We start from the raw sequence: 23748 nt of genomic DNA on the forward strand, positions 1-23748 counted from the left end.
TATGAAAACAATTACATTTTTCAAAAGAGTATTAGCCTCTGCAGCATTAGTTTCGGTATGTGGATTTGCTTGTGCAACAAACAACGGTAAACAGTTTGTCCATAACGATACGATGGAGAAGGGAAGACTCGTCTGCCGTGAAATATATTCTATGGACAATCCTGTTTCAGGCATACTCAGTCCGGTAAAAATGCATAAATACAGCTACGATACCGACCATCAGAGAACGGTGAAATCCACCTATACATGGAATGTATTTAAAAACGCATGGGAAAAAGAATCTTTGACGGTTGTCTCCCGGTATGAAACAGAAACTTCGGTAGAGTATTCTGTATGGAATAAAGAAAAAGAATCATTTAGCCCATCAGAAAAATATATATACATCACCAACAGTAATAACCAACTGATAGCCCAATACGCATACAAAATGAACTCCCGCACCAACCAATGGATATTGGAGAAAGATGCCTTAGTACCCATTTACGAGAACATTTATGCAACAACCCGTTAATGGAGATTCCGGATTTCACAGATACGGAAAACTCAGGTAACATAATCAAAGAAACCAGAACATCAAAGAGAAAGAATTTAAATCCGGAAGTTGATAAAAAAGTAGTTATCCCCATCTCCTCTTTGCCAAGACTCTCTTGGGAGTTCAGAACATCGAATCAAGACAAAGCATTTATAACCAAACAGATAAATACACTTGGTATCTGAGTATAGAAAGTTAGTTTTAACACTGTATTAAAGTTGGTTCTTCAAACGCAAACAACAAGTCTTTTGCATGCAAAAGACTTGTTGTTTATATTCGGGAAAGTAAAAACGGAAATTATGTATTAACAATGTTAACGATCCACAGGTTGACTTACTTTTACCCAGTCTATCTCCATCTTCGCAGGCAGTTCACTATCCGTTATGGTACCAGGCCAAGTACCTGCACCGCCCAAAGCATAATTTAAAATCAAATAAAAAGAAGTATCGAACGGCCATTGCTTTTTGACGCTCTCATCGGCCAAATGTAAGTTAGGATAGACTAAAGTGGTAGCTCCATTCACTTTAAAAGTAAGAGACTCGGGAGTCCACTCGATACCAAATACATTGAATTGCCCTTTATTGTAAGGAACTGTTTTTGTTGGAACAGGCTTAGTGAATCCCAAGTCATTTTTGTAGTGGCTGTGAATTGTTTGATATACAATGCCGTCATGATTCAACTGCTCCATAATATCTATTTCACCGCAAGCAGGCCATCCACTGTAAACGGGTTTGGCAGGCATCATCCAGATGGCAGGCCATCCACCCTTTGCCGTCTTGGTGAAACGGGCACATATCTCTATTTTACCATATTGAAATTCTGCTTTACCTAATGACTGCACCCCTCCCGTCTTATATACTCCATTCACTTTCTCGGCAATCAGTACTAACTTCCCATCGTGTACATAAGCCTGATCATAACTTTCGGATAAATATTTGCTCCAGGCAGGACTACCTTTTTTGCACAAGCCCCATTTTGTTTTGTCGGGAATACTATCTGTCTGATTGAAGTCATCTTGAAAAACTATCTTTTCCGAAACAGCATCTGACCTTGTCAGAGGTGTAACCATCGAATCATCAGAAGACGAACAAGCATAGAAAGAAAGTACCGACATGACAGCACCGCATGATAAGACAAGAGATCTTTTCATAATACTAAGGTTTTAGAGTTAAACATAAAATTACTGATAAATAACAAACTGTATATTTATTTAGTTCATCAACTCTCTGTGATTTTTTATACGATTTAATAGGGACAATCTAATCTGACTTACCAGAATCCATAAAAGGTATCAATAAAGAGAGCGTCGTTTATGTCATTCAAAACTATAAGAAACATTACACCAAGCTATTTCATCATTCTCAGATGTCATCTGATTAAGATCTTCAAATACAGGATAATAATAAAAAAAATCAGAATAGTTGGCTATAAAGCCGCCATCATGTCCCCTCCCAAAAGAAGTGAAATGCCCGGTCGAACTGTAAGTCCAGAAATGAATTGAGTAGGTCAGCTGTAATTGATCACTATTGACATTATGATTTACCTTACCATAAAATTCCCAACGATTTTCGGCATGGGAACGCATGAAAAGAGAATCATTCCGCATCTGAAAATACTTTTCGTATGAAAGTGAAGTACCATCTTCAAAGTCGGAAGAGAATCTCAACTTATCAACAGATATAAACTCAATCTTATCATTTGGAAAACCCTTAATAAATCCATCCGAACTATTGAAACGGCTTTCCCAATAACTGTCTATCTCCGGAAAGATTTCTACACCTCCTTTACTACTGCCTTGATAGCATCTGAAACCTTCAAGTCGGTATTGTCCGCTATAAGCCACAGACCGGGACGCAACAACCACCGGAATAATATGCTCTTCTCCCCGATAAGATACACAGATATGAGTTTTTCCAACCCCAGCCACACGAACTTCAATGCATCTTTTTCCTAAGTAATACGGATTATACGTAGCGTCGACCACCGCAGTATCTTCCGAACGGACTTTTATCTGATCTCCGGATGCAGCTTTCAGAAAAATCATAGCCGGTGTTTGCAAAACATCCATCAAGAGTCCCTCTTCTCCCAGGAGACGCTCTTCAGAACCATTACCGGTATAAAAACGAATTTCATTTTCATCATCTTTCTCACAACCGCTAAGCACTATCACAACTACCGTAGCAAAGAGAACATAGTACAGACTTTTAAGTAAGGGTAAGGTTACAGGTTTCATATTATTTTCAGTTTTAGTAAAATCCCTATTCGGATAAAATGCAAATATAACGAATTAAAGAAGGAAAGCAAGGTTAAGAATACGTTATCACACAATTAACGTTCTTTAATTCATTGCCCGTAGGGAGATTAGTTCATTTCTCTGTCTTTTTAATAAATGATCTCAAGAAGATAGAAGGAATTCCTAACCCCAAAACATGAATAAAAACTAATGGATATGACAACATCTCCCCGGAAGGATATTACCAATGATATTCTTTCCGCCATGCAACGTTATCCCGAAAACGAAGCATTTATCATTGACGGTAAACATTATACTTATGCCCAACTTGGCAAAATAACAGCCTCCGTCGCCCATTCGCTATCAGAGATAGAAGATGAAAGAATCGGGATCATTGCGGAAAACCGGATTGAAACCTACGCAGCCATTCTGGCGGTACTGGCCAGTGGAAAAACATATGTCATTCTGCATCCTGCTTACCCGGAAGAACGTAATCTCAAAATAGCCGGACTGGCCGGATTGCATACTTTGCTCTGCACAAGCCATGTCGAACGCCCGGCATTCGGAACCGACCTCTTCAGAGTAATCAACACAGACAAGCTGTCGGGAAAAGCACCGTCGGAATTGTCAAGGCTGCAATTCTACCCGCCGGAAGAAGAAAGAAACGCTTATATCATTTTTACATCGGGAAGCACAGGCGAACCCAAAGGAGTCCCCATCACACGTGCCAATCTGAACACTTTTTATCAGGCATACGATTCCCTTAACTGGAACCTGGATGAACACGACCGCATGTTACAAATGTTTGAGCTGACATTTGACGTATCCGTCGTATCATTACTTTATCCCCTGACTTTAGGAGCTTCCGTTTATACAGTGGCCCATCAGGATGTAAAGCATTTCAAGGTGTTCGAACTTCTGGAGAAGTACGAGCTGACCTTCGCCACGGTCACCCCCTCTCTATTACAACTTCTTTCACCCTATTTCGATGAAATCAGCCTGCCTGCTCTGAAATATCTGGGAGTATCGGCAGAGGCTTCGCAAACCGAACTGTTGGAACGATTCAGAAAATCGGCACCCAACGCAGAGTTCGTCAACCTGTACGGCCCGACAGAGGCTACGATTTACTGTACCTGTTACCGTATTCCGGCTTCCGGTACATGCAAGCATTACAACGGAATGGTGGCTATCGGAAAACCATTTCCCGGTATCCGCGTCATCATTGTTAACGAAGAAGGAAATGGTCTGCCTCAGGGAGAGACGGGAGAACTTTGGGTATCCGGTCGGCAAGTAATGAAAGGCTATCTGGATGATCCGGAAAAATCGGCATCGGCTCTAATACACCGTCCTGACGGACAAATTTATTACCGAACCGGAGACCTGTGTATTTTAGACAACGATGGGGATATCATTTATTGCGGCCGTAAGGACTATCAAGTGAAAATACAGGGCTTCAGAATAGAACTAAGCGAAATAGAATACACTGCCCAGTCGTTTTTCAAGACTCCTTGCAACGTGGCTGCCCTTCCGTTAATCTGTGACGGAATTTGCAACGAACTGCATCTGGCAGTCGAAACGACCGAATGTGACCAAAACACATTGATAGAATATCTGAAAGAAAAGCTGCCACAATACATGTTACCGAAACAAATTCATTGTATCCCTCAGTTTCCGGTAACCAATAGCAATAAAACAGATCGAAAAAAAATTGTTGAACTGATAAGAGAGAAGGAACTCTAAAAACAATATAAATATGAACCGAGAAGAAGTATTAAAACAACTACAAAGCATTTTCCGTGATATTTTAAAGAAGGACAACGTCTGTATCAGCGAATCATCCACCTCTCAAGACGTAGATGGCTGGGACTCACTGACCCATATGCAAATTATAGCCCAAATCGAGAAACGTTTCGGAGTACGTTTCAACTTTCGGGAAGTAATTAAATTCAAGAATGTCGGCGACCTATGTAGTGCCTTATTAACCAAAATGGAATAAATCATGCAGTTTCTCTCCTTTAGTTTCCTGGCTCTGATTACTCTCTGTTTCTTTCTCTACTATGCAGTCAAAGGACGTGCCCGCAACTTCATACTACTGGCAGCCAGTTGCATCTTCATCGGATGGTATTATCTGCCATTCCTGTTGACAGCAGTAGTGGTGGCACTGTTCACCTTCTTCTGGGCACAATGGATGGAAAACAGGGCGAAATCCGGGAAAAAGACCAAAGTAATCTATATCGCAGGAATCATCGGTCTGATAGGCGGATGGCTCCTACTCCATGGCACAGTGATAGATAACATCATCTTTCCACTCGGAATGTCATTCTACACATTCCAGGCCATCGGTTATCTGACAGATGTGTACTGGCAGGAGCAACGTGCCGAAAGAAACTGGGTAGATTTCCTGATCTATATGCTTTTCTTCATGAAATTCCTCTCCGGCCCCATCGAACGGGGTGGAGACTTGTTGCCACAACTGAAAGATCCTCGCCCGTTCATCTACTCGAACGCAGTGACCGGACTGAAATATATTTTGCTGGGACTGATAAAGAAACTGCTTATAACCAATCAGATAGCCCCGCAGACGGATATCATGTTTCATTCGATCCATGACCTTTCGGGTGTCCAACTACTGATGACCTGCCTGCTCTATCCTATCGAACTATATGCCGATTTCTCCGGCTATACGGACATCGCCATCGGAGGAGCCTACCTGTTCGGCATCAAGCTATCGCCAAACTTCAACCGCCCGTTTGCCGCACGTTCCACCGCCGATTTCTGGCGCCGTTGGCACATGTCACTCTCTTTTTGGGTACGCGATTATCTCTATGTGCCGTTAACCGCCGGTACCCGTAACTGGGGACAGTGGGGAGTCTACTTCAGCCTTATCATCACCTTTCTGGCATTGGGATTATGGCATGGCTCCGGATTAACCTTCGCCATATACGGACTGATTCAGGGCATATTGATCTGCTGGGAAATGAAAACCTCTGCTTTTCGCAATAAGTTGCCCCAATATATCGGGAAATATGCATCCGACAGCCTGTTGATAATCCGTACCTATCTGTTGTTTGCGCTCTCACTTATTTTCTTCCGTGTACAATCATTGAGCGATGCCTGGTATTTTTTACGGAACATCTCGTTCGAAGTACATTCTTCCTGGAAGGAAATGAACATCGGCATACGCGACCACAATTGCATTGTAGCAGGTTCGGCCCTGTTACTGGTATTGATCTATGAATATTATGCATCTAAATATAACCTGATGGAAACACTCGAACGCCAGCCCGCATGGCTACGGTGGAGTGTTTACTATCTGCTGGTATTCGCCCTGCTGATGTTAGGTAAGTTCGATACGGAAACTTTTATCTATTTACAATTTTAACCGAAACCAATTACACCTATGCTACATTCACCGAAAATCTCTCCCAAAACACGTTTCTGCCTGAAACTCCTGTTATTGGCATTACCGCTTTTCCCGATAGTGGCCATCTATTTCATTTTCGACCCTTATATGGTGCTGCACTCCTACAAACGATTCGATAACTCTCCCGTGCTGCTCAACGAAGCGCATGTGGGATGGCAGAATTATCTTCAGAATCGTGATTCGATAGCCTATAACTCGTTTATACTCGGCAACTCCTGTACCATGGCATTCCTGACAGGAGAATGGGAGAAGTATCTGGATAAGGACGATCATGCCGTGCGCTTTTATGACAACTGGGAAAGCCTGGGCGGTGTGCGCCAGAAGCTTCAAGCACTCGATTCCGTAGGTGCCCCTCTGAAAAATGTATTAGTCGTTTTGGATAAAAAAGCACTGGATAGAAGTAAGCCCCTGTCAGGCAACGACCATCTGTTTTCGGCTGAGGCAGCCGGTATCAGCCAGTTGGGATTCCATCTGAGATTTTTGCAGGAATTCCTCTATCCTGACAAAACAATTCCTTACATAGGCTACCTGATCGGACATAAGTATGCTCCTTACATGAAAGGGGTCATAAATCCGGGAGATCCCATTCGGGAACCTTACACGAACAACTTTATCAATCCCAGAGAAAAAGAGATCGGACAGGATGGCGAATTGTACTGGACCCATCATGAAAAAGAATTCAAAAAACGAACGGATGCAGGCAAAGAAGAACTACCGGCTGTGTCTGTCAGCCAGATTCAAGTACTTCGTGCCATTAAAAAAATTTGTGATAAGCATCATACAAACCTGAAATTCATTATTGGCCCGGATTATTTTCAGAAAAAAACGAACCGGGAAGACATCAAAAGAATGAAGGAGATACTGGGTGCTTCTGCCGTATGGGATTTCACGGGAACTAATGAATATACAGCCGATATACATCATTACTATGATCCCGGTCATTATCGTCCTCTGCTGGGGGCACGCCTGCTGAAAGTTATTTATCAAGATTCGGCACCTGCCGGCTATGAAAACAACCCCATAGCAACATCAAACAACCCCAAAACATCTTTTACACCAAACAGATAAATATATCAGAGAAAATAATTATATAACATCAAAAACTTAATTTATGAAAAAGATTTTATTATTAGTATCCATCTGCATTTCATGTTCATCTTGCTGTACACTATTCAGCAGTTCCAAACAAGACATCACCTTTACGGGAATGAATGGAACTAAAATCTACGAAGCATCGACCAAACAGAAAATAGCGGAAATCAAAGAAGACAACAGTGTTACCGTCCAGATCAAAAAGAAAAGAGAAGACAAACAGCTATTGGCCAAAAAGGAAGGATACCAAACCACTCCCTTTGTCCTGGAATCTACTTTCAACAATGCCTGCCTGTGGAATATTTTATTCTGGCCGGGCTTCTTAGTCGACCTGGGCACGCAAAAGATGAACAAATGGGACAACACGATTATCAACATCGAAATGGAGAAAGAGAATACAGAAAACAAATAATCAACTCTCAGGATAGTGACCGTTACACAACTCAAGTTACCATCCTGATCCCTCCAAGGCAATAAACACGTATGGCATTCTCCTCCTTCCGATGAACGAGGAAAATGCCATACGAAATCAAGCGATATGAAGTTAGCGTCAGAAACAGCCTCCTACAGTTGTTTCAACTCCCGGTATAGCCTCTGGATAGGAAGCCCCATTACATTGAAGTAACTGCCGGAAATGGATTCAACCCCGACAAAACCGATCCACTCCTGCACGCCATACGAACCGGCTTTGTCCATTGGCTGATAGTGATCGACATAATAAATAATTTCGTCTTCATCAAGTGTTGCGAAACGGACATCTGTCACAGCAGCGAAACTCTTTTGCCACTCACAGGTGGTGAGGCATACCCCGGTGATCACCTGATGAGACTTACCGGAAAGATTTCGCAACATCTCTATGGCATCTTCACGTCCGGAAGGTTTCCCAAGTGCCTTACCTTCGTGCCAGACTATGGTATCGGCAGTTATCAAAAGTTCCTCCGGGTGCATCGCAGACTGATAAGCGGCCGCTTTCTTACGGGCTATGAACAGCGGAATCTCTTCGCCTTGCAGAGAGTCGGGATAAGACTCATCGACATCAAGCAATGTTTTTACCACATAATCTACCCCCAAGCCGGTCATCAACTCTTTCCGTCGTGGAGAATTAGATGCCAATACGATTTTATAACGATTCAAGTTAGCAAGCATACTAATAAATTAAAGAGTTATATACTAAAAATCACCACCCGAAAGCATCATCCGACAACCACTTGCCTTGCGCTTTAAGTACTTGCTCCACCACATCACGTCCGCAACCGTATCCGCCGTCGGCATATGAAATGTAGCGGGCAACGGCTTTCACCTCGGGAGCGGCATCTTTGGGACAACAGGGCAATCCGCACTCACGCATCACTTCCATATCGGGAACGTCATCGCCCATGTAGAGTATCTCCTCGTCCGCGAGTCCATGCTTGTCACGGAAATCACGATAATCGTGTATCTTTATGGCAGAGCCTAAATAGAGATCGGATACCCCCAATCCGGCAAAGCGCTTCCGCACCGCATCGGTCCGTCCACCTGTGATAATGGCAATATGAAGACCTTTTTTCACAGCCAGCTGGATCGCATAGCCGTCTTTTATATTTACCGTACGCATCGGTTCACCCGACGGATGGAGTGGAATCACATCTGCACTCAACACTCCGTCTACATCAAAAGCAAGTGCTTTAATCCGGGTGAGGTCGTAATTGATAGTACTCATTCTTATTTATATTTGGGGTTAATGTCTTTCGTGGATACTTCGGCTAAGTAATTCATATAATTGTTGCATCCCGGGATCATCGGCAAGCATCCGCAAATGATTGCCGATGACGTTCTCGTCATAACGGATCGCAGGTCCCGTCTGTGCTGCTTTAGGTTCCAATTCGTGCACTTTACGAGCCGTTTCATCAATTAGCGGCAACATCACGTCGAACGGCAAGTTATATTTCTTAAGCAGTTCGGCGGCAAGGGCATACATGTGATTAGTGAAATTGCATGTGAACACAGCAGCCAGATGAAGGCTCTTGCGTTGTTCCGAATCGGCATCATATACACGGTTCGACAAGGTAGACGCAATAGCTTTCAGAAATGCGGCATCTTCGGTCGACGAAGCTTCTATAAAGAAAGGAATCTCCTTAAAATCGACTTCCCGTTGCTTACTGAAAGTCTGCATAGGATAGAACACCCCATAATGTGACGCATGTCCTTCCCAAATACTCATCGGAATGCTGCCTGCCGTATGCACCATCAATGCCTCTTTCCGTTTACCGGCTACGATAGCGGGAAGAAGTTCGGCAAAGGCGGAATCTTTGAGCGAAATGATATACAACTTTGCATATGGATTCACCTCTTCAAGGCTCGTCGTATACTCAGCTTCTACTTTCTGCGCCAGCTCACGGGCCGACTCTTCCGTACGGCTATATACCTGTACGATACGGAATCCTTTCCGATAAAGAACCTTTGCCAGATTTGTGGCAAGATTTCCGGCACCGATAAACACAATCGGTGTATCTTCTATACTTCTTTTCATCGTGTTGAAATCAAATACAATATACCTCCGATTATCAATAAAGCCAAGGGCAGCAGGTAACCGGACATCGAACCAAGCAGTGAGACAATCAAGCCGATATTCAGCACCAGCCACAATCCGAGCAGCACCAGACCGACGGATTTGTCCCGTTTGATAAACAGGAAAATAACCGCAGTGTAGAGCAAAAGATTATCTTTATTCATCACCCAGGGTATACCCAATGCAGAAAAGTGTATCAGTTTGTCTATCAGATAGAGCATCCCTATCACAATAAGGGTGACTGCCGTGGCTTTATATGTATCTTTATTGTTTGCTTTTACCGCACTCACCGCTACTTGCCTCCAAACTTATTAATATGGATTTTCTCCCATTGCAGATTATCTTCATTGAAGGGCTTGCGCTCCATGCCTTTGTGCCCGATCGCAATAATGGACAACACCTGTAATTGCAAAGGAATGTCGAGCACACCACGCACAAACTCATCGGAAGGCATTCCGGCAGCAGTATAACGCTCGCGTACCTGCACCCAGCAACTGCCCAATCCCAAGTCTTCGGCCTGAAGCTGAATCATGATGGAAGCAATGGAAGCATCTTCAATCCAAACATCGCTTGCCAAAGGATCGGCAGTAACCACAATTGCCAGCGCAGCATCGGCAATGAAAGCAGAAGCCTGCTCTTTACAGTGCGAGAGTTCGCCAAGCAGCTTTTTATCATCGACCGCGATAAACTGCCAACTATTGCTACGTTTAGAAGTGGGAGCCATCAGAGCCGCTTTCAGCAAAGCGACTACCTCCTCCTGAGAAAGTTCTTCTCCTGTAAATTTCCGCATACTGCGGCGTTTCTTTATCAGTTCACTGAAATTTTCCATATACTATAAATGCATTGTTTTTAATAAACGAACATTTACCGCAGACTTATACAGAACCATAATAAAAAGTCCGATCTGTATGAATCTGCATAACCGGTAATGATTTCCCTGCAAAGATAGGCAATTTATTCCACTCTCGTCAATTCACCGGTCAGTGAATCGATGATAAAGCCATGCACCCGGACGTCTTTCGGGATCAGCGGATGGTTCTCGATAGAACGGACCGTCCCCCTGACAGACTCAACCGGATCGTCGAAACCTCCCAGCCACGAACTGAAATCAACACCGCAGTAGCGTATCATGTCGATCGTTTCAGATTTGATTCCCCGCTCTTTCATGTGGGCAATCATTTCATCACTGTTCATGTGGCAAGCACCGCAATCCGAATGGGCAATGACCATAATTTCTTCCACCCCCAGTTCGATGATGGCTACCAACAAGCTACGGATGACACTGCCGAAAGGATGGGAAATGACGGCACCGGCATTCTTTATAATCTTCACGTCTCCGTTGTGGATTCCCAAAGCAGCAGGCAGCAACTCAGTCAGACGGGTATCCATACATGAAAGGATGGCGATCTTCTTATCGGGGTACTTGTTAGTAATATACTTTTCGTATCCCTTGTTCTCAACGAACTTTTTGTTGAATTCAAGAATTTCTTCTAACATAATCGAAACGGATTTTATTGTAGTATATCTACAAAGATAATCACAAAATAACAGGTCAACAAAATAAGCCCCGCAAATGTTGTAAAGAGAAATAAAAAATGTAAATTTGTCCCGATATGCCATTAAAACTGACTACATATTACCGAGGGAGTGAAATTCCGGATTTTCCCGGAACCAATACATTTCATTCAAAGGAGTTATTTCAGATTTATGAAGAAACTCCGGGCTACACTCCGCTCCTGATCATGGCTTCGGAAGATGGAAAACCAATTGCCCGGCTGCTTGCCGCCATCCGCAAAAGCATACGCATGTTTCCTCCTTCCCTTATCAAGCGATGTGAAGTTTATGGCACCGGCGAATATCTGACAGCAGAAGCCGATAAGGAAAAAATATTCGGTGAAATGCTGGAGCATCTCACCACAGAAGTATTGCGGAGTTCGTTCCTGATAGAATTTCGCAATCTTGAAAATGCCATGTTCGGTTACAAATACTTCCGGTCGAACAAATACTTCCCTGTCAACTGGCTGCGGGTACGCAATTCACTACACGGCACCGAAAGTGCGGAACAGCGTTTCAGCCCTTCCCGTATCCGCCAAATCAAGAAAGGCCTGAAAAATGGCGCATCGGTAGACGAAGCACACACGATAGAAGAAATCCGCGAATTCTCGAACATGCTGCGACATCTCTACTCGTCCCGCATCCGTAAGCACTTTCCCAATATCATCTTTTTCCAGCACATGGACACACGGCTGATCCACAGCAAGCAAGGTAAAATTTTCATTGTCCGCTACAAAGGAAAAATCATCGGAGGATCTGCCTGTATCTATTCAGGCAACGATGCCTACCTGTGGTTCTCGGGAGGTATGCGGAAAACCTATGCTCTGCAATACCCGGGTATACTGGCTGTATGGAAAGCTTTACAAGACGCACATCAAAACGGGTTCCGTCACATGGAATTCATGGATGCCGGACTCCCCTTCAAGAAACACGGTTACCGCGACTTCGTACTCCGCTTCGGCGGCAAACAAAGCAGTACCCGACGCTGGTTCCGCTTCCGCTGGCAGTGGCTGAACAATCTGCTGATCAAAATATATGTCTAAAAATCAAGCATCCTCTGGGTTTAAAACCAAAGAAGAATTGGCTTGAAACCAACAATGCCTACCTTTTAAAGTAACGCCCCTTGGGTTTTAAACCTATTTTCACCATAATTAATTGCAGAAAAATTTCTTTATTAAACAAGAATTGATTTTCTTTGTGCTGTTTTATACCATTCCAAAAAGACGATTAAAACCAAAATTAAAAAATATAGTTATGAAGATTTCACACATTGAACACTTGGGCATTGCCGTAAAAAGTATCGAGGAAGCCCTTCCGTATTATGAAAACGTATTAGGTTTGAAATGCTACAACATCGAAACTGTAGAAGATCAAAAAGTAAGAACAGCCTTCCTGAAGGTAGGTGATACCAAAATCGAATTACTGGAACCGACATGTCCGGAAAGTACCATCGCCAAATTCATCGAAAACAAAGGCGCAGGTGTTCATCACGTTGCATTTGCCGTTGAAGACGGTGTGGCTAACGCTCTGGCAGAAGCCGAAAGCAAGGAAATCCGCCTGATCGACAAAGCCCCGCGCAAAGGAGCCGAAGGCTTAAATATCGCTTTCCTTCACCCGAAATCAACTTTGGGCGTACTGACCGAACTCTGTGAACACTAAAAAAGAGATACGACTTGACAAGCACAGAATGTATGATTGAAAACACCTTTGGTTATCAATTTTCAACCGTACATCGCAAATCGTCTAATCGTAAATATTATAACCCTTTAAATTAAGAAAAACTCATGAGTAACCAGCTTGAAAAAGTAAAAGAGCTTATTGAACTTCGCGCTCAGGCTCGTTTAGGTGGTGGCGAAAAGGCTATTGAAAAACAACACGCCAAAGGCAAATATACGGCCCGCGAGCGTATTGCACAGTTGCTTGACGAAGGTAGTTTCGAAGAACTGGATATGTTTGTTCAACACAGATGTACTAACTTCGGACAAGACAAGAAACATTTCCTCGGCGACGGTGTAGTAACCGGTTATGGAACAATAGAAGGTAGATTAGTATATGTTTTCGCACAAGATTTCACCGTATTCGGTGGTTCACTGTCGGAAACCATGGCACAGAAGATCTGTAAAGTAATGGACATGGCCATGAAGATGGGTGCTCCTGTTATCGGTATCAACGACTCGGGTGGCGCACGTATTCAGGAAGGTATCAACGCTCTGTCCGGTTATGCTGAAATTTTCCAGCGTAATATCATGGCGTCGGGTGTTATTCCACAGATTTCGGGTATTTTCGGTCCGTGTGCCGGAGGTGCGGTTTACTCTCCTGCCCTGACAGACTTCACGCTGATGACCGAAGGTACATCTTACATGTTCCTCACCGGACCTGCTGTAGTAAAAACAGTAACAGGTGAAGACGTATCTCAGGAAGACCTGGGAGGTGCAAGCGTACATGCCAGCAAGTCGGGTGTAACCCACTTCACAGCCGAAACCGGAGAAGAAGGTCTGGCGATCATCCGCAAACTTCTCAGCTTTATCCCGCAAAACAATCTGGAAGAAGCCCCATTGGTGAACTGTACCGACCCGATCGACCGTATGGATGACCTGTTGAACGAAATTATCCCCGACAGCCCGAACAAACCGTACGATATGTACGAAGTGATCGGTGCCATCATCGACAACGGTGAATTTCTGGAAGTACAGAAAGACTACGCGAAAAATCTTATCATCGGTTTTGCCCGCATGAACGGACAGTCGGTAGGTGTGGTTGCCAACCAACCTAAATATCTGGCAGGCGTGCTCGACAGCAATGCATCACGCAAAGGTGCCCGTTTCGTTCGTTTCTGCGACGCATTCAACATCCCGCTGGTAACATTGGTAGACGTTCCGGGATTCCTTCCGGGCACAGGTCAGGAGTACAATGGTGTGATCCTGCACGGAGCCAAATTACTGTATGCTTACGGCGAAGCCACTGTACCTAAAGTGACCGTAACCCTGCGTAAGTCTTACGGTGGTTCACACATCGTAATGAGTTGCAAGCAACTCCGCGGTGACATGAACTATGCATGGCCGACAGCCGAAATCGCCGTAATGGGTGGTGCCGGTGCAGTAGCGGTATTGTATGCCAAGGAAGCCAAAGATCAGGAAAACCCTGCTCAATTCCTGGCAGACAAGGAAGCCGAGTATACCAAACTCTTCGCAAACCCGTACAATGCGGCCAAATACGGCTACATCGACGACGTTATCGAACCGAGAAACACTCGTTTCCGCGTGATCCGCGCTTTGCAACAGCTGCAAACCAAGAAATTAACCAACCCTGCTAAAAAGCACGGTAATATTCCATTGTAACAAATAAAAATCGATTGTTATGAATAAGAAAAGAATCGGGATATTTATCGCTCTGCTGGCAATGGTTTGCATGGGGCTCAGGGCGCAAAGTGCCACCAGTCTGAAAATCAATGAAGTTTTGGTCATCAACGACCAGAACTATCAGGATGATTACGGACTGCACAATGCGTGGATAGAGATATTCAATACCTCTTTCGCTTCGGTAAATCTGGAAGGTTGCTTTCTGACGAACGATAAAAACAATCCGACCAAATATCCTATTCCCAAAGGCGACGTGCTGACTTTAATCAAGCCACGCCAACATGCTTTGTTCTGGGCAGACGGGATGCCTAACCGGGGTACGTTTCATGTAAACTTTACGCTCGATCCGGACAAAGAGAACTACATTGCTCTGTATGATTCCAACGGTAAAACTTTGATCGACGAGGTAACCATCCCTGCCGGTCAGCTTGCCGACCGTTCATACGCCCGTGAAAAAGACGGAAGTGCTAACTGGGTAGTAAAAGGTGGTGGAGAACATAGCTATGTCACTCCAAGCACCAACAATATGACTATCGACAAAAACCCGAAGATCGAGAACTTCAAAAAGCACGACTCTATCGGTATTGGTATGGCCATCATTGCCATGTCAGTCGTATTCATTGGTTTGGTACTTTTGTATCTTTCATTCAAGGCGGTAGGTAATATCGCTGTCAGACTGGGTAAGAAAAACGCAATGAAAGCCACCGGTATCACCGACAAGACGGAAGCGAAGGAGAAGAACCTGGGTAGCCACACAGGTGAAGAGACCGCCGCTATCGCCATGGCTTTGCACGAATACCTGAATGACGCTCACGACGTTGAAGACATGATTCTGACTATCAACAAAGTGAAACGCACCTACTCACCGTGGAGTTCGAAGATCTACACACTGCGTCAGACTCCGAGAAGATAATTACTAACCCTAATAAAATGAAGCAATGAAACAATATAAATATAAAATCAACGGCAACCTTTACAACGTTACAGTGAACGATGTAGAAGATAACATAGCCAATGTTGAAGTAAACGGAACCTCTTACAAAGTAGAGTTGGATACTCCTGTCAAAGCTGCTCCGAAACCGGTTACCCGTCCGGCAGCCGCTCCGAAAACCGAATCGGGAGCTCCGGTAGTGACCAAACAGCCGACAGCTTCCAAGAGAGACGGCGTGAAATCTCCGCTGCCGGGTGTCATCCTCGACATCAAGGTGAAAGCAGGAGACACTGTCAAGAAAGGCCAGACTATCATCATCCTTGAGGCTATGAAGATGGAAAACAACATCAATGCCAATAAAGATGGAAAAGTAGCAGAAATTAAAGTTAATAAAGGAGATTCTGTACTTGAAGGTACAGACCTCGTAATCATTGAATAATTATGGGAGATTTCGTATCATTCTTAGGGAATAACCTTGTTGACTTCTGGGGATACACCGGTTTCGCAAACGCGACACCCGGACATCTTTTCATGTTGCTAATCGGTCTTTTCTTTATCTACCTTGCCGTAGCCAAAGAATTTGAACCGATGCTGCTGATCCCCATTGGCTTCGGTATTCTGATCGGTAATATTCCATTCAATATGGAAGCCGGATTAAAAGTGGGTATTTACGAAGAAGGTTCGGTACTGAACATCCTTTATCAAGGTGTAACCTCCGGTTGGTATCCGCCGCTTATTTTCTTAGGCATCGGAGCCATGACGGACTTCTCGGCACTGATCTCCAACCCCAAACTGATGCTGATCGGAGCTGCCGCACAGTTCGGTATCTTCGGCGCTTACATCATTGCCCTCCTCATAGGATTTGAGCCTAACCAAGCCGGTGCTATCGGTATCATCGGTGGTGCCGACGGACCGACGGCGATCTTCCTTTCGTCTAAACTGGCTCCGAACCTGATGGGTGCCATCGCCGTATCAGCCTATTCTTACATGGCACTGGTACCGGTGATACAACCGCCCATCATGCGTGCGCTGACCACTAAACACGAACGCCTGATCCGCATGAAACCACCAAGAATCGTATCGCATACCGAAAAAGTGATTTTCCCCATCGTGGGTCTGTTGCTCACTTGCTTCCTGGTTCCGTCGGGTCTGCCTTTGCTGGGTATGCTGTTCTTTGGTAATTTATTGAAAGAAAGCGGTGTAACCCGTCGCTTGGCAAATACTGCCAGCGGTCCGTTGATCGATGTCATCACTATCCTGTTGGGACTGACTGTGGGAGCTTCTACCCAAGCCTCACAATTCCTCACCTGGGATTCTATCCTGATCTTCATCCTCGGTGCATTCTCTTTCATCATTGCCACTACCTCGGGCGTCTTGTTTGTGAAGTTCTTCAATCTCTTCCTGAAGAAAGGCAACAAGATCAATCCGCTGATCGGTAATGCAGGTGTATCTGCCGTACCCGACTCGGCGCGCATCTCACAAGTGGTCGGTTTGGAATACGATCCGACTAACTATCTGCTGATGCACGCTATGGGTCCGAACGTGGCGGGAGTAATCGGTTCAGCCGTAGCTGCCGGTATCCTGCTCGGATTCCTTATGTAGTTTAAAAGCTTTTTCATAAAATAGAACCGGGGCGTCTCTCTTTGCGAAAAGAGAGGCGCCTTGCATTTTACGTTAATCTATCTAAAAGACGTTACGAACTCTTCGTAGAGACGATATTTTTACTAACTTGCAGGCAATAAAACATACGCCCTATGAAAACAAAAGCTATGAAACCACTCATCTTTATCTTTTGCTTGTGTCTTAGCCCCATACTAACGGCACAGAACACGAATCAAAACAAGATTCAGGAAGCAATGGCAAACTATGATTACGAGACTGCCATTGAACTGATCAACAAAGAGAAGCCTACCATCCCGCTATTGATGCAGCAAGCCAAAGCCCTGAAAGGAATCGGCAACAACGCCGAGGCTCTCCGTGTCATCCGCCAAGTAATTACGGCAGATTCTACCAACCAACAGGCACACATCGAAGCCGCGGAATGTTGCAAAGCAATGGCTAAATATAACGATGCATTGGACTATTACCGGAAAACCATCACCTTGAATCCCAAGAACAAGTATGCCCGCTTGCAATTTATCAACTTGCTTTGCAATACGAAAAATTATGCCGAAGCTTTTGGAGAGAGCTCAATGATGTCCGAAACAGACAGTTCGGCCGTGGTACTCCACCTACAGGCACAGAGCCTTGAAGGAATGCAACAAATACTGCCTGCCATCGGCTGTTATGAAATCATTCAGGACAAATACCCGGACGACTATTTAGCAGCGGCCAAACTGGGAAATCTGAACATAGCGGCAGGATATCCCGAATACGCGATCAAAGCGACCGAACGCTACAGAGAACGGGATTCAACCAACCTGATCGTAAACCAGCAAAACGCACTTGCCTATTGTCGTGCCCAACAATACCCGATGGCCATCAAACGTTACGAAAATCTATGCCAGCAGGGAGACAGCAGTACACAAACATTATACTATCTGGGAATCAGCTATTACGCAGATGAATATTATTATGAAGCACACACATGCTTCAGCAAACTGTACAAAGATATGGAAGAAGATCCGAACTTGCTCTATTATCTGGGACGATGTTGCGCCAAGACTTCCTGGAAAAAGGAAGGCATAGAACATCTGGAGAAAGCCATCGAACTTACCATCCCCAAAGACAGTACCATGATTCGTCTTTACAAAGGCTTGGTCGATTGCTGTAAACTGGCAAGAGACACACCCAAACAAATCCAGGCCCTCAAAGAGCTGTATAAATATGATAAGACGAACCATAAACTACTTTATGACATCGCCTGGAATTATTCATATCAGCTAAAAGACCACAAATCAGCCGAACGTTATTTGCAGGCCTTCTTAAAGACCCGGAACAAAGACGCCAAAAAGGAGGAAGCCACCGCCGAAACAGGAGAACTCGTTCTGGGACTTGAAAACTACTACAACGCTGCCGATAAGTGGCTGAAGGACTTACAGAAAGAAAAATTCTTTAACGAGGGAATACCGGAACAAAGCCCGAAATAACAAAACCTATATTTACCCATATGAAATACCTCCTGATCCTCCTCTGTCTGGGCTTCAATGTAGCATTGTCCGCTCAGAACGTAACTTCTATCCAGGAAGCAATGGCAAACTATGACTACAAAACGGCCATCAGACTGATCGATGGAGAAACTGCTTCATCGCAATTATTGTTACAAAAAGCCAAGGCTTTAAAGGGATTGGGACACACTGCCGAAGCCTTGTCCACTTTACAACATATCATTTCCGAATTACCCGAAAACCAGCAGGCATTGATAGAAGCCGCTGAATGTTGCAGGCAACTGAGCAAGTACAACGAGGCCTTGGAATACTATCGGAAAGTTTTGAAGTTAAATCCGGAACATACTTACGCACACCTGCAATACACCCGTCTACTATACAACCAGCAGCGATATGGAGATGCACTGCACGAAAGCGTCACATTGGCCAAGAAAGACAGTTCCGCTACCGTATTACGATTAATGGCAGAAAGTATGGAAGGACTTAACATGCCGATAGAAAGCATGTTATGTTACATTTCCATCATCAGAAAATATCCTTCCGACTATCTGTCTGTTGCCAGATTGGGCAACATACTCAATACGATGCAGGATTATGAAGGGGCAATCTCCCTGACAGAAGGATATCGCCAAATGGATAGTACCAATGTAGAGGTAAACCGACAGAACGCCCTGGCTTATTGTCTGCACAAAGACTACCCCATGGCAATCAAACGTTATCAAGATCTGACAAACCAGGGAGACAGTACCCTGCTGACATGTTATTATCTGGGGGTCAGCTATTATGCCACGAAAGAATACTTTAAAGCACGCGATTGGCTGCTTAAAGCAAAATCCCGCCAGTCCCCCAGCGCCAACCTGCTCTACTACTTGGGACGCTCCTGCTCCAAGACTTTATGGAAACAAGATGGGATTGAGTACCTGAATCAGGCCATCGACCAGACTATCCCCACCGACAGTATAATGGAACGTCTCTATTTCGGACTTGCGGATTGTTATAAAGAGGCCAAACAGACCCGCGAGCAGATAAAAGCAATCAAAGAACAATATAAGTATGCCCCCGACAGGCATATATTGCTTTATAACATGGCCTTTCTATCCGATAAACTCAAAGATACAAAAGCCACAGAGCGCTACTTGCAAGCTTTTCTACGAACAAAGTCCCAACAGAAGGCAATAGAGCTGCAACAAGACGGCGATGTCGAAGAAGAGGAGCCCGCACCTCGCATAGACTATTATAAAAGTGCCGCCAATAAACTGGAAAGTATCCGAAAGGAAAAATTCTTCAAAGGAGAAAAGTAGGTATCCAAAGTGGCTTTTGTGCACATTACAAACGCCCGATTCAGGCTTAAGCATCTCCTATGAAAACGTTTGCATAAATAGATGGCGGACAGTAAGGAAGAAAACAGGAACCAATCCGATGATTTATCCTATATTAGCAGCATCTAAATAATAACGAGCTAATATCATGAAAAAATTATTGTTCTTCTTAGGTTCTCTCTTACTTTCATTAAGTACTTATGCAGCCATGAACGTATCAAAAATCGATCCGCCCTTCTGGTTCACCGGCATGAACAATCCGGAACTCCAGTTAATGGTATACGGCGAAGGCATCGGCCAGGCATCCGTATCAGTAAACTATCCCGGAGTATCACTCAGCAGCGTCGTGAAGCTGGAAAGCAACAATTATCTGCTTGTCTATCTTCATCTCGATAAAGATGTTAAACCGGGGAAAATGCCTATTACATTCACTCTCGGAAAGAAAAAGCTGGTTAAGGATTACGAATTGAGAGCACGTAGCAAAGCAGGAGCCGACCACAAAGGCTTTGACGCATCGGATGCCCTATATCTGTTAATGCCGGATCGCTTTGCCAATGGAAACCCGGACAACGACCAGATAGAAGGCATGGCAGAATATAAAGTAGACCGCAATGACCCGAACGCCCGCCACGGCGGTGACCTCGCCGGTATTGCACAAAACCTGGACTATTTTACCGACCTGGGAGTGACCGCACTCTGGTTCACCCCGGTACTTGAGAATAATATGAAAGGCGGTTCGTACCACGGCTATGCCACGACCGATTATTACAAGGTAGACCCACGTTTCGGTACCAACGAAGAATATCGTTCGCTGATAGACAAAGCTCACAACCGGGGCATTAAAGTCGTAATGGATATGATCTTCAACCATTGCGGAGTAGAACACCCCTGGATCAAGGATATGCCTTCGAAGGACTGGTTCAACCACTCCGATTTTAAAGACAACTTCGTACAGACGTCTTACAAACTGACTCCTCACGTAGATCCGTACGCCTCACAGTATGACTTCGACCAGATGAATGACGGTTGGTTTGTGGAAGCCATGCCCGACTTGAACCAGAAGAACCCTCACGTATACAAATATCTCCTGCAAAACAGTTTGTGGTGGATTGAATATGCCGATATCGACGGCATCCGGATGGATACTTACCCGTATGCCGACTACGATGCCATGAGCAACTGGATGAAGGAACTGAATGAAGAATATCCCAACTATAACACGGTAGGCGAAACCTGGGTAACCGAACCTGCCTACACAGCCTGGTGGCAAAAAGATTCCAAACTCTCCGCCCCACGCAACAGTAACCTGAAAACTGTGATGGACTTCAGTTTCTTCGACAAAATCAACACTGCCAAGAATGAAGAGACCGACACCTGGTTCAAAGGTCTGGATCGGGTATACAACAACTTTGTATACGATTATCTGTATCCCGATCCCGCATCCGTGCTGGCTTTCATAGAGAATCACGATACCGACCGCTTTCTGGGTGAAGGTGAAAATCTCAACATGCTGAAACAGGCCTCTACCCTTTTGCTGACCACCCGGCGCATTCCGCAGCTTTATTACGGAACCGAAGTCATGATGAACGGAGTAAAGAGCAAAAGCGACGGTTATGTCAGAAAAGATTTCCCCGGCGGATGGGCCAATGATAAAGAAAACGCTCTTACTCCGGAGGGACGTACCAAACTACAGAACGAAAGCTATAACTTCTACCGCAATCTGCTGAACTGGCGCAAAGGCAACGATGTGATTGCCAAAGGCAGCATGAAACAGTTCATGGTTCAGCACGGTGTATATGCCTATGCACGCGAATATAACGGAAAAACAGTATTTGTCCTGTTGAACGGTACGGATAAGGAGGTGAAACTCCCTCTGAAATATTACGCTGAAGTACTGAAAGATAAAACTCAAGGCAAAGACGTCATTAGCGGAAAAATGATAATGCTGAACGAGGAACTGACAATGGCTCCACGCCAGTCAATGGTCATAGAGCTTTAGCCCCGTTCACCCCAAAGCAGGCTCGGGGTGTCAAAAGTCTTTTTGTCACGAATAATAATAGTCAAACATTTGACTATTATCAAAGAATATTGCTACCTTTGCACCGACTAAAAGAATACAACGATGACAAACAACGAATCGGCACGCGAGCTTATTCTACAAATCCTGCGAACCCGGATGGCTTTCCGTCAAACCCTTCAACGGGTGCTCAAACGGCACAACGTAGATATGACCTTCGAAATGCTGCAAGTAATGAATTGCCTGTGGAACGAACAAGGCATCAGCCAGCAGTCTCTGGCAGAGAAAACGGCAAAAGACAAAGCTTGCCTGACTAACCTGATCAATAACCTGGAGAAGAAGAATTGGGTGATACGGAAAGAAGATTCATCCGACCGGAGAAACCGGCTGATTTTTCTTACAGCACAGGGCGAGGAACTTGCCCTTACAGTGAAACCGCTGATCAACGATATCTATACCCAAACGGGAATAGAGATGGAGGTCAGCCGGATAAACGAATGTACCGAAGATTTAAAAAGACTGTACGAAGTTCTCAACGAAATCTAAAATCAACTCAGGCCATGTCCACCCATCAAGCGAAACAAAAAGAATTAAGAAAGCTGAAGTACAGAAACATCTTTCTCAACACGGTATGCATATTATTAGCACTGGCAGGTATCTCGTGGACAGTAAACTATTTCTGGAAATATGCCCGCTACGAAATAACCAATGATGCCGTAGTGGACCAATACATCGCTCCGCTCAACATCCGGATACCGGGATATATCAAAGAAGTACGTTTCACCGAGCACCAGTATGTACATGCCGGCGACACGCTCCTGATTCTGGATGACCGTGAATACCGGATCCGACTCAAAGATGCGGAAGCCGCTTTGATGGATGCCTTAGGCTCCAGAGAGGTTTTGAACTCCGGCATCCGGACCTCGGGAGTGAACATTGCCGTACAGGACGCCAACATAGCCGAAACCCAAGCACGGCTTTCACAGCAGGAAGCCGAACTGAACCGATACACCCGGCTCCTGAAAAAACAGGCCATCAGCCAACAGGATTACGAACTGGCAAAAGCAAATTTTGAAGCGACCCGGGCACGTTACAATGCCCTCCTGCGCCAGAAAGAAGCCGCCCAATCGCAGTACTCTGAAACCAGTAAACGCAGTACCAGTGCCGAAGCCAATATCCTCCGTAAGGAGGCCGAAGTGGATATGGCTAAACTGAACCTGTCATATACCGTCGTCACCGCACCTTATGACGGATACATGGGACGGCGCACCCTTGAACCGGGACAGTTCGTACAAGGGGGACAGACTCTCTCGTATCTGGTACGAGGCAATGATAAATGGGTAACTGCCAACTATAAAGAGACTCAGATAGCCCACATCTACATCGGACAAAAGGTTCGCATTAAAGTAGATGCTTTCAGCGGCCGGACTTTTCATGGAACCGTCACGGCCATTTCCGAAGCTACCGGGTCAAAATACTCCCTGGTGCCTACCGACAATTCGGCCGGGAACTTTGTCAAAGTACAGCAGCGCATTCCTGTCCGCATTGACCTCAACGATGCCTCACCCAAAGAGATGGAATGCCTCCGTGCCGGAATGATGGTAGAAACGGAGGCGGTCCGCCCATAAGCCT

25 protein-coding genes are annotated in these 23748 nt (G+C 44.9%); 17 read left to right on the forward strand and 8 right to left on the reverse strand.

Annotated elements, in window-relative coordinates; translation table 11 throughout:
• Position 1 precedes the first annotated feature (1 nt).
• The gene (locus KO473_RS14625; RefSeq protein ID WP_005821171.1) at positions 2-511 is read left to right on the forward strand and encodes a DUF3836 domain-containing protein; all 510 of its coding nucleotides are present in this window, start codon (positions 2-4) and stop codon (positions 509-511) included.
• Between the two features lie 334 nt (positions 512-845).
• On the opposite strand, the gene KO473_RS14630 is transcribed toward KO473_RS14625, so the two are convergent.
• Complete coding sequence (locus tag KO473_RS14630) at positions 846-1682, reverse strand: glycoside hydrolase family 16 protein (protein ID WP_005780598.1); 837 nt, start codon at positions 1680-1682, stop codon at positions 846-848.
• A 165-nt stretch (positions 1683-1847) separates the two neighbouring features.
• Positions 1848-2765, reverse strand: a complete 918-nt coding sequence (locus KO473_RS14635) for a hypothetical protein (RefSeq protein ID WP_005821175.1) — start codon at positions 2763-2765, stop codon at positions 1848-1850.
• Between the two features lie 216 nt (positions 2766-2981).
• On the opposite strand from KO473_RS14635, the gene KO473_RS14640 reads away from it, so the two are divergent.
• The 5 genes from KO473_RS14640 to KO473_RS14660 are packed head-to-tail and all read left to right on the forward strand — an operon-like array spanning position 2982 to position 7693.
• Positions 2982-4505 carry an amino acid adenylation domain-containing protein gene (locus tag KO473_RS14640; protein WP_005821177.1) on the forward strand — a complete coding sequence of 508 codons (1524 nt, stop codon included), beginning with the start codon at positions 2982-2984 and terminating at the stop codon, positions 4503-4505.
• A 13-nt stretch (positions 4506-4518) separates the two neighbouring features.
• Positions 4519-4761, forward strand: coding sequence for an acyl carrier protein (locus KO473_RS14645; RefSeq protein WP_005807656.1), 243 nt, complete (start codon positions 4519-4521; stop codon positions 4759-4761).
• 3 nt (positions 4762-4764) lie between these two features.
• Complete coding sequence (locus tag KO473_RS14650) at positions 4765-6147, forward strand: MBOAT family protein (RefSeq protein ID WP_005821179.1); 1383 nt, start codon at positions 4765-4767, stop codon at positions 6145-6147.
• A gap of 18 nt (positions 6148-6165) precedes the next feature.
• Positions 6166-7257, forward strand: a complete 1092-nt coding sequence (locus tag KO473_RS14655) for a hypothetical protein (protein ID WP_005821181.1) — start codon at positions 6166-6168, stop codon at positions 7255-7257.
• Positions 7258-7300: 43 nt separating this feature from the next.
• On the forward strand, positions 7301-7693 hold the full coding sequence (locus KO473_RS14660) for a hypothetical protein (RefSeq protein WP_005807659.1): 393 nt from the start codon (positions 7301-7303) through the stop codon (positions 7691-7693).
• A 152-nt stretch (positions 7694-7845) separates the two neighbouring features.
• On the opposite strand, the gene KO473_RS14665 is transcribed toward KO473_RS14660, so the two are convergent.
• From KO473_RS14665 to KO473_RS14690, 6 genes are all read right to left on the reverse strand, one after another.
• A complete protein-coding gene (locus KO473_RS14665; protein WP_005821183.1) occupies positions 7846-8427 on the reverse strand; it encodes a Maf-like protein in 582 nt (193 codons plus the stop codon).
• 31 nt (positions 8428-8458) lie between these two features.
• Positions 8459-8980 (reverse strand): HAD family hydrolase, encoded by a 522-nt coding sequence (locus KO473_RS14670; RefSeq protein ID WP_005807661.1) that lies wholly within the window; start codon positions 8978-8980, stop codon positions 8459-8461.
• An 18-nt stretch (positions 8981-8998) separates the two neighbouring features.
• Entirely contained in the window at positions 8999-9790 is a 792-nt protein-coding gene (locus tag KO473_RS14675; RefSeq protein ID WP_005780614.1) for a Rossmann-like and DUF2520 domain-containing protein, read from the reverse strand.
• A complete protein-coding gene (locus KO473_RS14680) occupies positions 9787-10119 on the reverse strand; it encodes a hypothetical protein (RefSeq protein ID WP_005780616.1) in 333 nt (110 codons plus the stop codon). The genes KO473_RS14675 and KO473_RS14680 overlap by 4 nt, the downstream gene beginning before the upstream one ends.
• A gap of 2 nt (positions 10120-10121) precedes the next feature.
• Positions 10122-10658 carry a nitroreductase family protein gene (locus KO473_RS14685; protein WP_005780618.1) on the reverse strand — a complete coding sequence of 179 codons (537 nt, stop codon included), beginning with the start codon at positions 10656-10658 and terminating at the stop codon, positions 10122-10124.
• A gap of 125 nt (positions 10659-10783) precedes the next feature.
• On the reverse strand, positions 10784-11326 hold the full coding sequence (locus KO473_RS14690; protein WP_005780619.1) for a carbonic anhydrase: 543 nt from the start codon (positions 11324-11326) through the stop codon (positions 10784-10786).
• Between the two features lie 116 nt (positions 11327-11442).
• Between KO473_RS14690 and KO473_RS14695 the strand changes: the two genes are divergently transcribed.
• The 11 genes from KO473_RS14695 (at position 11443) to KO473_RS14745 (ending at position 23744) form a co-directional block, all read left to right on the forward strand.
• Entirely contained in the window at positions 11443-12426 is a 984-nt protein-coding gene (locus KO473_RS14695; RefSeq protein WP_005780621.1) for a GNAT family N-acetyltransferase, read from the forward strand.
• A 211-nt stretch (positions 12427-12637) separates the two neighbouring features.
• Positions 12638-13042, forward strand: coding sequence for a methylmalonyl-CoA epimerase (gene mce, locus KO473_RS14700; protein WP_005780623.1), 405 nt, complete (start codon positions 12638-12640; stop codon positions 13040-13042).
• 125 nt (positions 13043-13167) lie between these two features.
• On the forward strand, positions 13168-14721 hold the full coding sequence (locus tag KO473_RS14705; RefSeq protein WP_005821186.1) for an acyl-CoA carboxylase subunit beta: 1554 nt from the start codon (positions 13168-13170) through the stop codon (positions 14719-14721).
• Positions 14722-14740: 19 nt separating this feature from the next.
• On the forward strand, positions 14741-15655 hold the full coding sequence (locus KO473_RS14710; protein ID WP_005780627.1) for an OadG family transporter subunit: 915 nt from the start codon (positions 14741-14743) through the stop codon (positions 15653-15655).
• A gap of 25 nt (positions 15656-15680) precedes the next feature.
• Entirely contained in the window at positions 15681-16112 is a 432-nt protein-coding gene (locus KO473_RS14715; RefSeq protein ID WP_005780629.1) for a biotin/lipoyl-containing protein, read from the forward strand.
• A 2-nt stretch (positions 16113-16114) separates the two neighbouring features.
• Complete coding sequence (locus KO473_RS14720) at positions 16115-17275, forward strand: sodium ion-translocating decarboxylase subunit beta (RefSeq protein WP_005780630.1); 1161 nt, start codon at positions 16115-16117, stop codon at positions 17273-17275.
• A 152-nt stretch (positions 17276-17427) separates the two neighbouring features.
• Positions 17428-18762: a lipopolysaccharide assembly protein LapB gene (locus KO473_RS14725; RefSeq protein ID WP_005821189.1), complete on the forward strand. Its 1335-nt coding sequence runs from the start codon at positions 17428-17430 to the stop codon at positions 18760-18762.
• Between the two features lie 20 nt (positions 18763-18782).
• On the forward strand, positions 18783-20081 hold the full coding sequence (locus KO473_RS14730; RefSeq protein ID WP_122130173.1) for a tetratricopeptide repeat protein: 1299 nt from the start codon (positions 18783-18785) through the stop codon (positions 20079-20081).
• A gap of 166 nt (positions 20082-20247) precedes the next feature.
• On the forward strand, positions 20248-22098 hold the full coding sequence (locus tag KO473_RS14735; RefSeq protein WP_122130174.1) for a glycoside hydrolase family 13 protein: 1851 nt from the start codon (positions 20248-20250) through the stop codon (positions 22096-22098).
• Between the two features lie 123 nt (positions 22099-22221).
• Entirely contained in the window at positions 22222-22662 is a 441-nt protein-coding gene (locus KO473_RS14740; protein WP_005780636.1) for a MarR family winged helix-turn-helix transcriptional regulator, read from the forward strand.
• 14 nt (positions 22663-22676) lie between these two features.
• Positions 22677-23744: an HlyD family secretion protein gene (locus tag KO473_RS14745; protein WP_005807672.1), complete on the forward strand. Its 1068-nt coding sequence runs from the start codon at positions 22677-22679 to the stop codon at positions 23742-23744.
• Positions 23745-23748: the final 4 nt, after the last annotated feature.

Source organism: Bacteroides sp. HF-4919, from assembly GCF_018860125.1.

Excerpts from the sequence above, each read along its gene's own strand:
- KO473_RS14625 (WP_005821171.1), top strand. The coding sequence starts at position 2 with ATGAAAACAATTACATTTTTCAAAAGAGTATTAGCCTCTGCAGCATTA.
- KO473_RS14630 (WP_005780598.1), bottom strand. The coding sequence starts at position 1,682 with ATGAAAAGATCTCTTGTCTTATCATGCGGTGCTGTCATGTCGGTACTT.
- KO473_RS14635 (WP_005821175.1), bottom strand. The coding sequence starts at position 2,765 with ATGAAACCTGTAACCTTACCCTTACTTAAAAGTCTGTACTATGTTCTC.
- KO473_RS14640 (WP_005821177.1), top strand. The coding sequence starts at position 2,982 with ATGACAACATCTCCCCGGAAGGATATTACCAATGATATTCTTTCCGCC.
- KO473_RS14645 (WP_005807656.1), top strand. The coding sequence starts at position 4,519 with ATGAACCGAGAAGAAGTATTAAAACAACTACAAAGCATTTTCCGTGAT.
- KO473_RS14650 (WP_005821179.1), top strand. The coding sequence starts at position 4,765 with ATGCAGTTTCTCTCCTTTAGTTTCCTGGCTCTGATTACTCTCTGTTTC.
- KO473_RS14655 (WP_005821181.1), top strand. The coding sequence starts at position 6,166 with ATGCTACATTCACCGAAAATCTCTCCCAAAACACGTTTCTGCCTGAAA.
- KO473_RS14660 (WP_005807659.1), top strand. The coding sequence starts at position 7,301 with ATGAAAAAGATTTTATTATTAGTATCCATCTGCATTTCATGTTCATCT.
- KO473_RS14665 (WP_005821183.1), bottom strand. The coding sequence starts at position 8,427 with ATGCTTGCTAACTTGAATCGTTATAAAATCGTATTGGCATCTAATTCT.
- KO473_RS14670 (WP_005807661.1), bottom strand. The coding sequence starts at position 8,980 with ATGAGTACTATCAATTACGACCTCACCCGGATTAAAGCACTTGCTTTT.
- KO473_RS14675 (WP_005780614.1), bottom strand. The coding sequence starts at position 9,790 with ATGAAAAGAAGTATAGAAGATACACCGATTGTGTTTATCGGTGCCGGA.
- KO473_RS14685 (WP_005780618.1), bottom strand. The coding sequence starts at position 10,658 with ATGGAAAATTTCAGTGAACTGATAAAGAAACGCCGCAGTATGCGGAAA.
- KO473_RS14690 (WP_005780619.1), bottom strand. The coding sequence starts at position 11,326 with ATGTTAGAAGAAATTCTTGAATTCAACAAAAAGTTCGTTGAGAACAAG.
- KO473_RS14695 (WP_005780621.1), top strand. The coding sequence starts at position 11,443 with ATGCCATTAAAACTGACTACATATTACCGAGGGAGTGAAATTCCGGAT.
- mce (WP_005780623.1), top strand. The coding sequence starts at position 12,638 with ATGAAGATTTCACACATTGAACACTTGGGCATTGCCGTAAAAAGTATC.
- KO473_RS14705 (WP_005821186.1), top strand. The coding sequence starts at position 13,168 with ATGAGTAACCAGCTTGAAAAAGTAAAAGAGCTTATTGAACTTCGCGCT.
- KO473_RS14710 (WP_005780627.1), top strand. The coding sequence starts at position 14,741 with ATGAATAAGAAAAGAATCGGGATATTTATCGCTCTGCTGGCAATGGTT.
- KO473_RS14715 (WP_005780629.1), top strand. The coding sequence starts at position 15,681 with ATGAAACAATATAAATATAAAATCAACGGCAACCTTTACAACGTTACA.
- KO473_RS14720 (WP_005780630.1), top strand. The coding sequence starts at position 16,115 with ATGGGAGATTTCGTATCATTCTTAGGGAATAACCTTGTTGACTTCTGG.
- KO473_RS14725 (WP_005821189.1), top strand. The coding sequence starts at position 17,428 with ATGAAAACAAAAGCTATGAAACCACTCATCTTTATCTTTTGCTTGTGT.
- KO473_RS14730 (WP_122130173.1), top strand. The coding sequence starts at position 18,783 with ATGAAATACCTCCTGATCCTCCTCTGTCTGGGCTTCAATGTAGCATTG.
- KO473_RS14735 (WP_122130174.1), top strand. The coding sequence starts at position 20,248 with ATGAAAAAATTATTGTTCTTCTTAGGTTCTCTCTTACTTTCATTAAGT.
- KO473_RS14740 (WP_005780636.1), top strand. The coding sequence starts at position 22,222 with ATGACAAACAACGAATCGGCACGCGAGCTTATTCTACAAATCCTGCGA.
- KO473_RS14745 (WP_005807672.1), top strand. The coding sequence starts at position 22,677 with ATGTCCACCCATCAAGCGAAACAAAAAGAATTAAGAAAGCTGAAGTAC.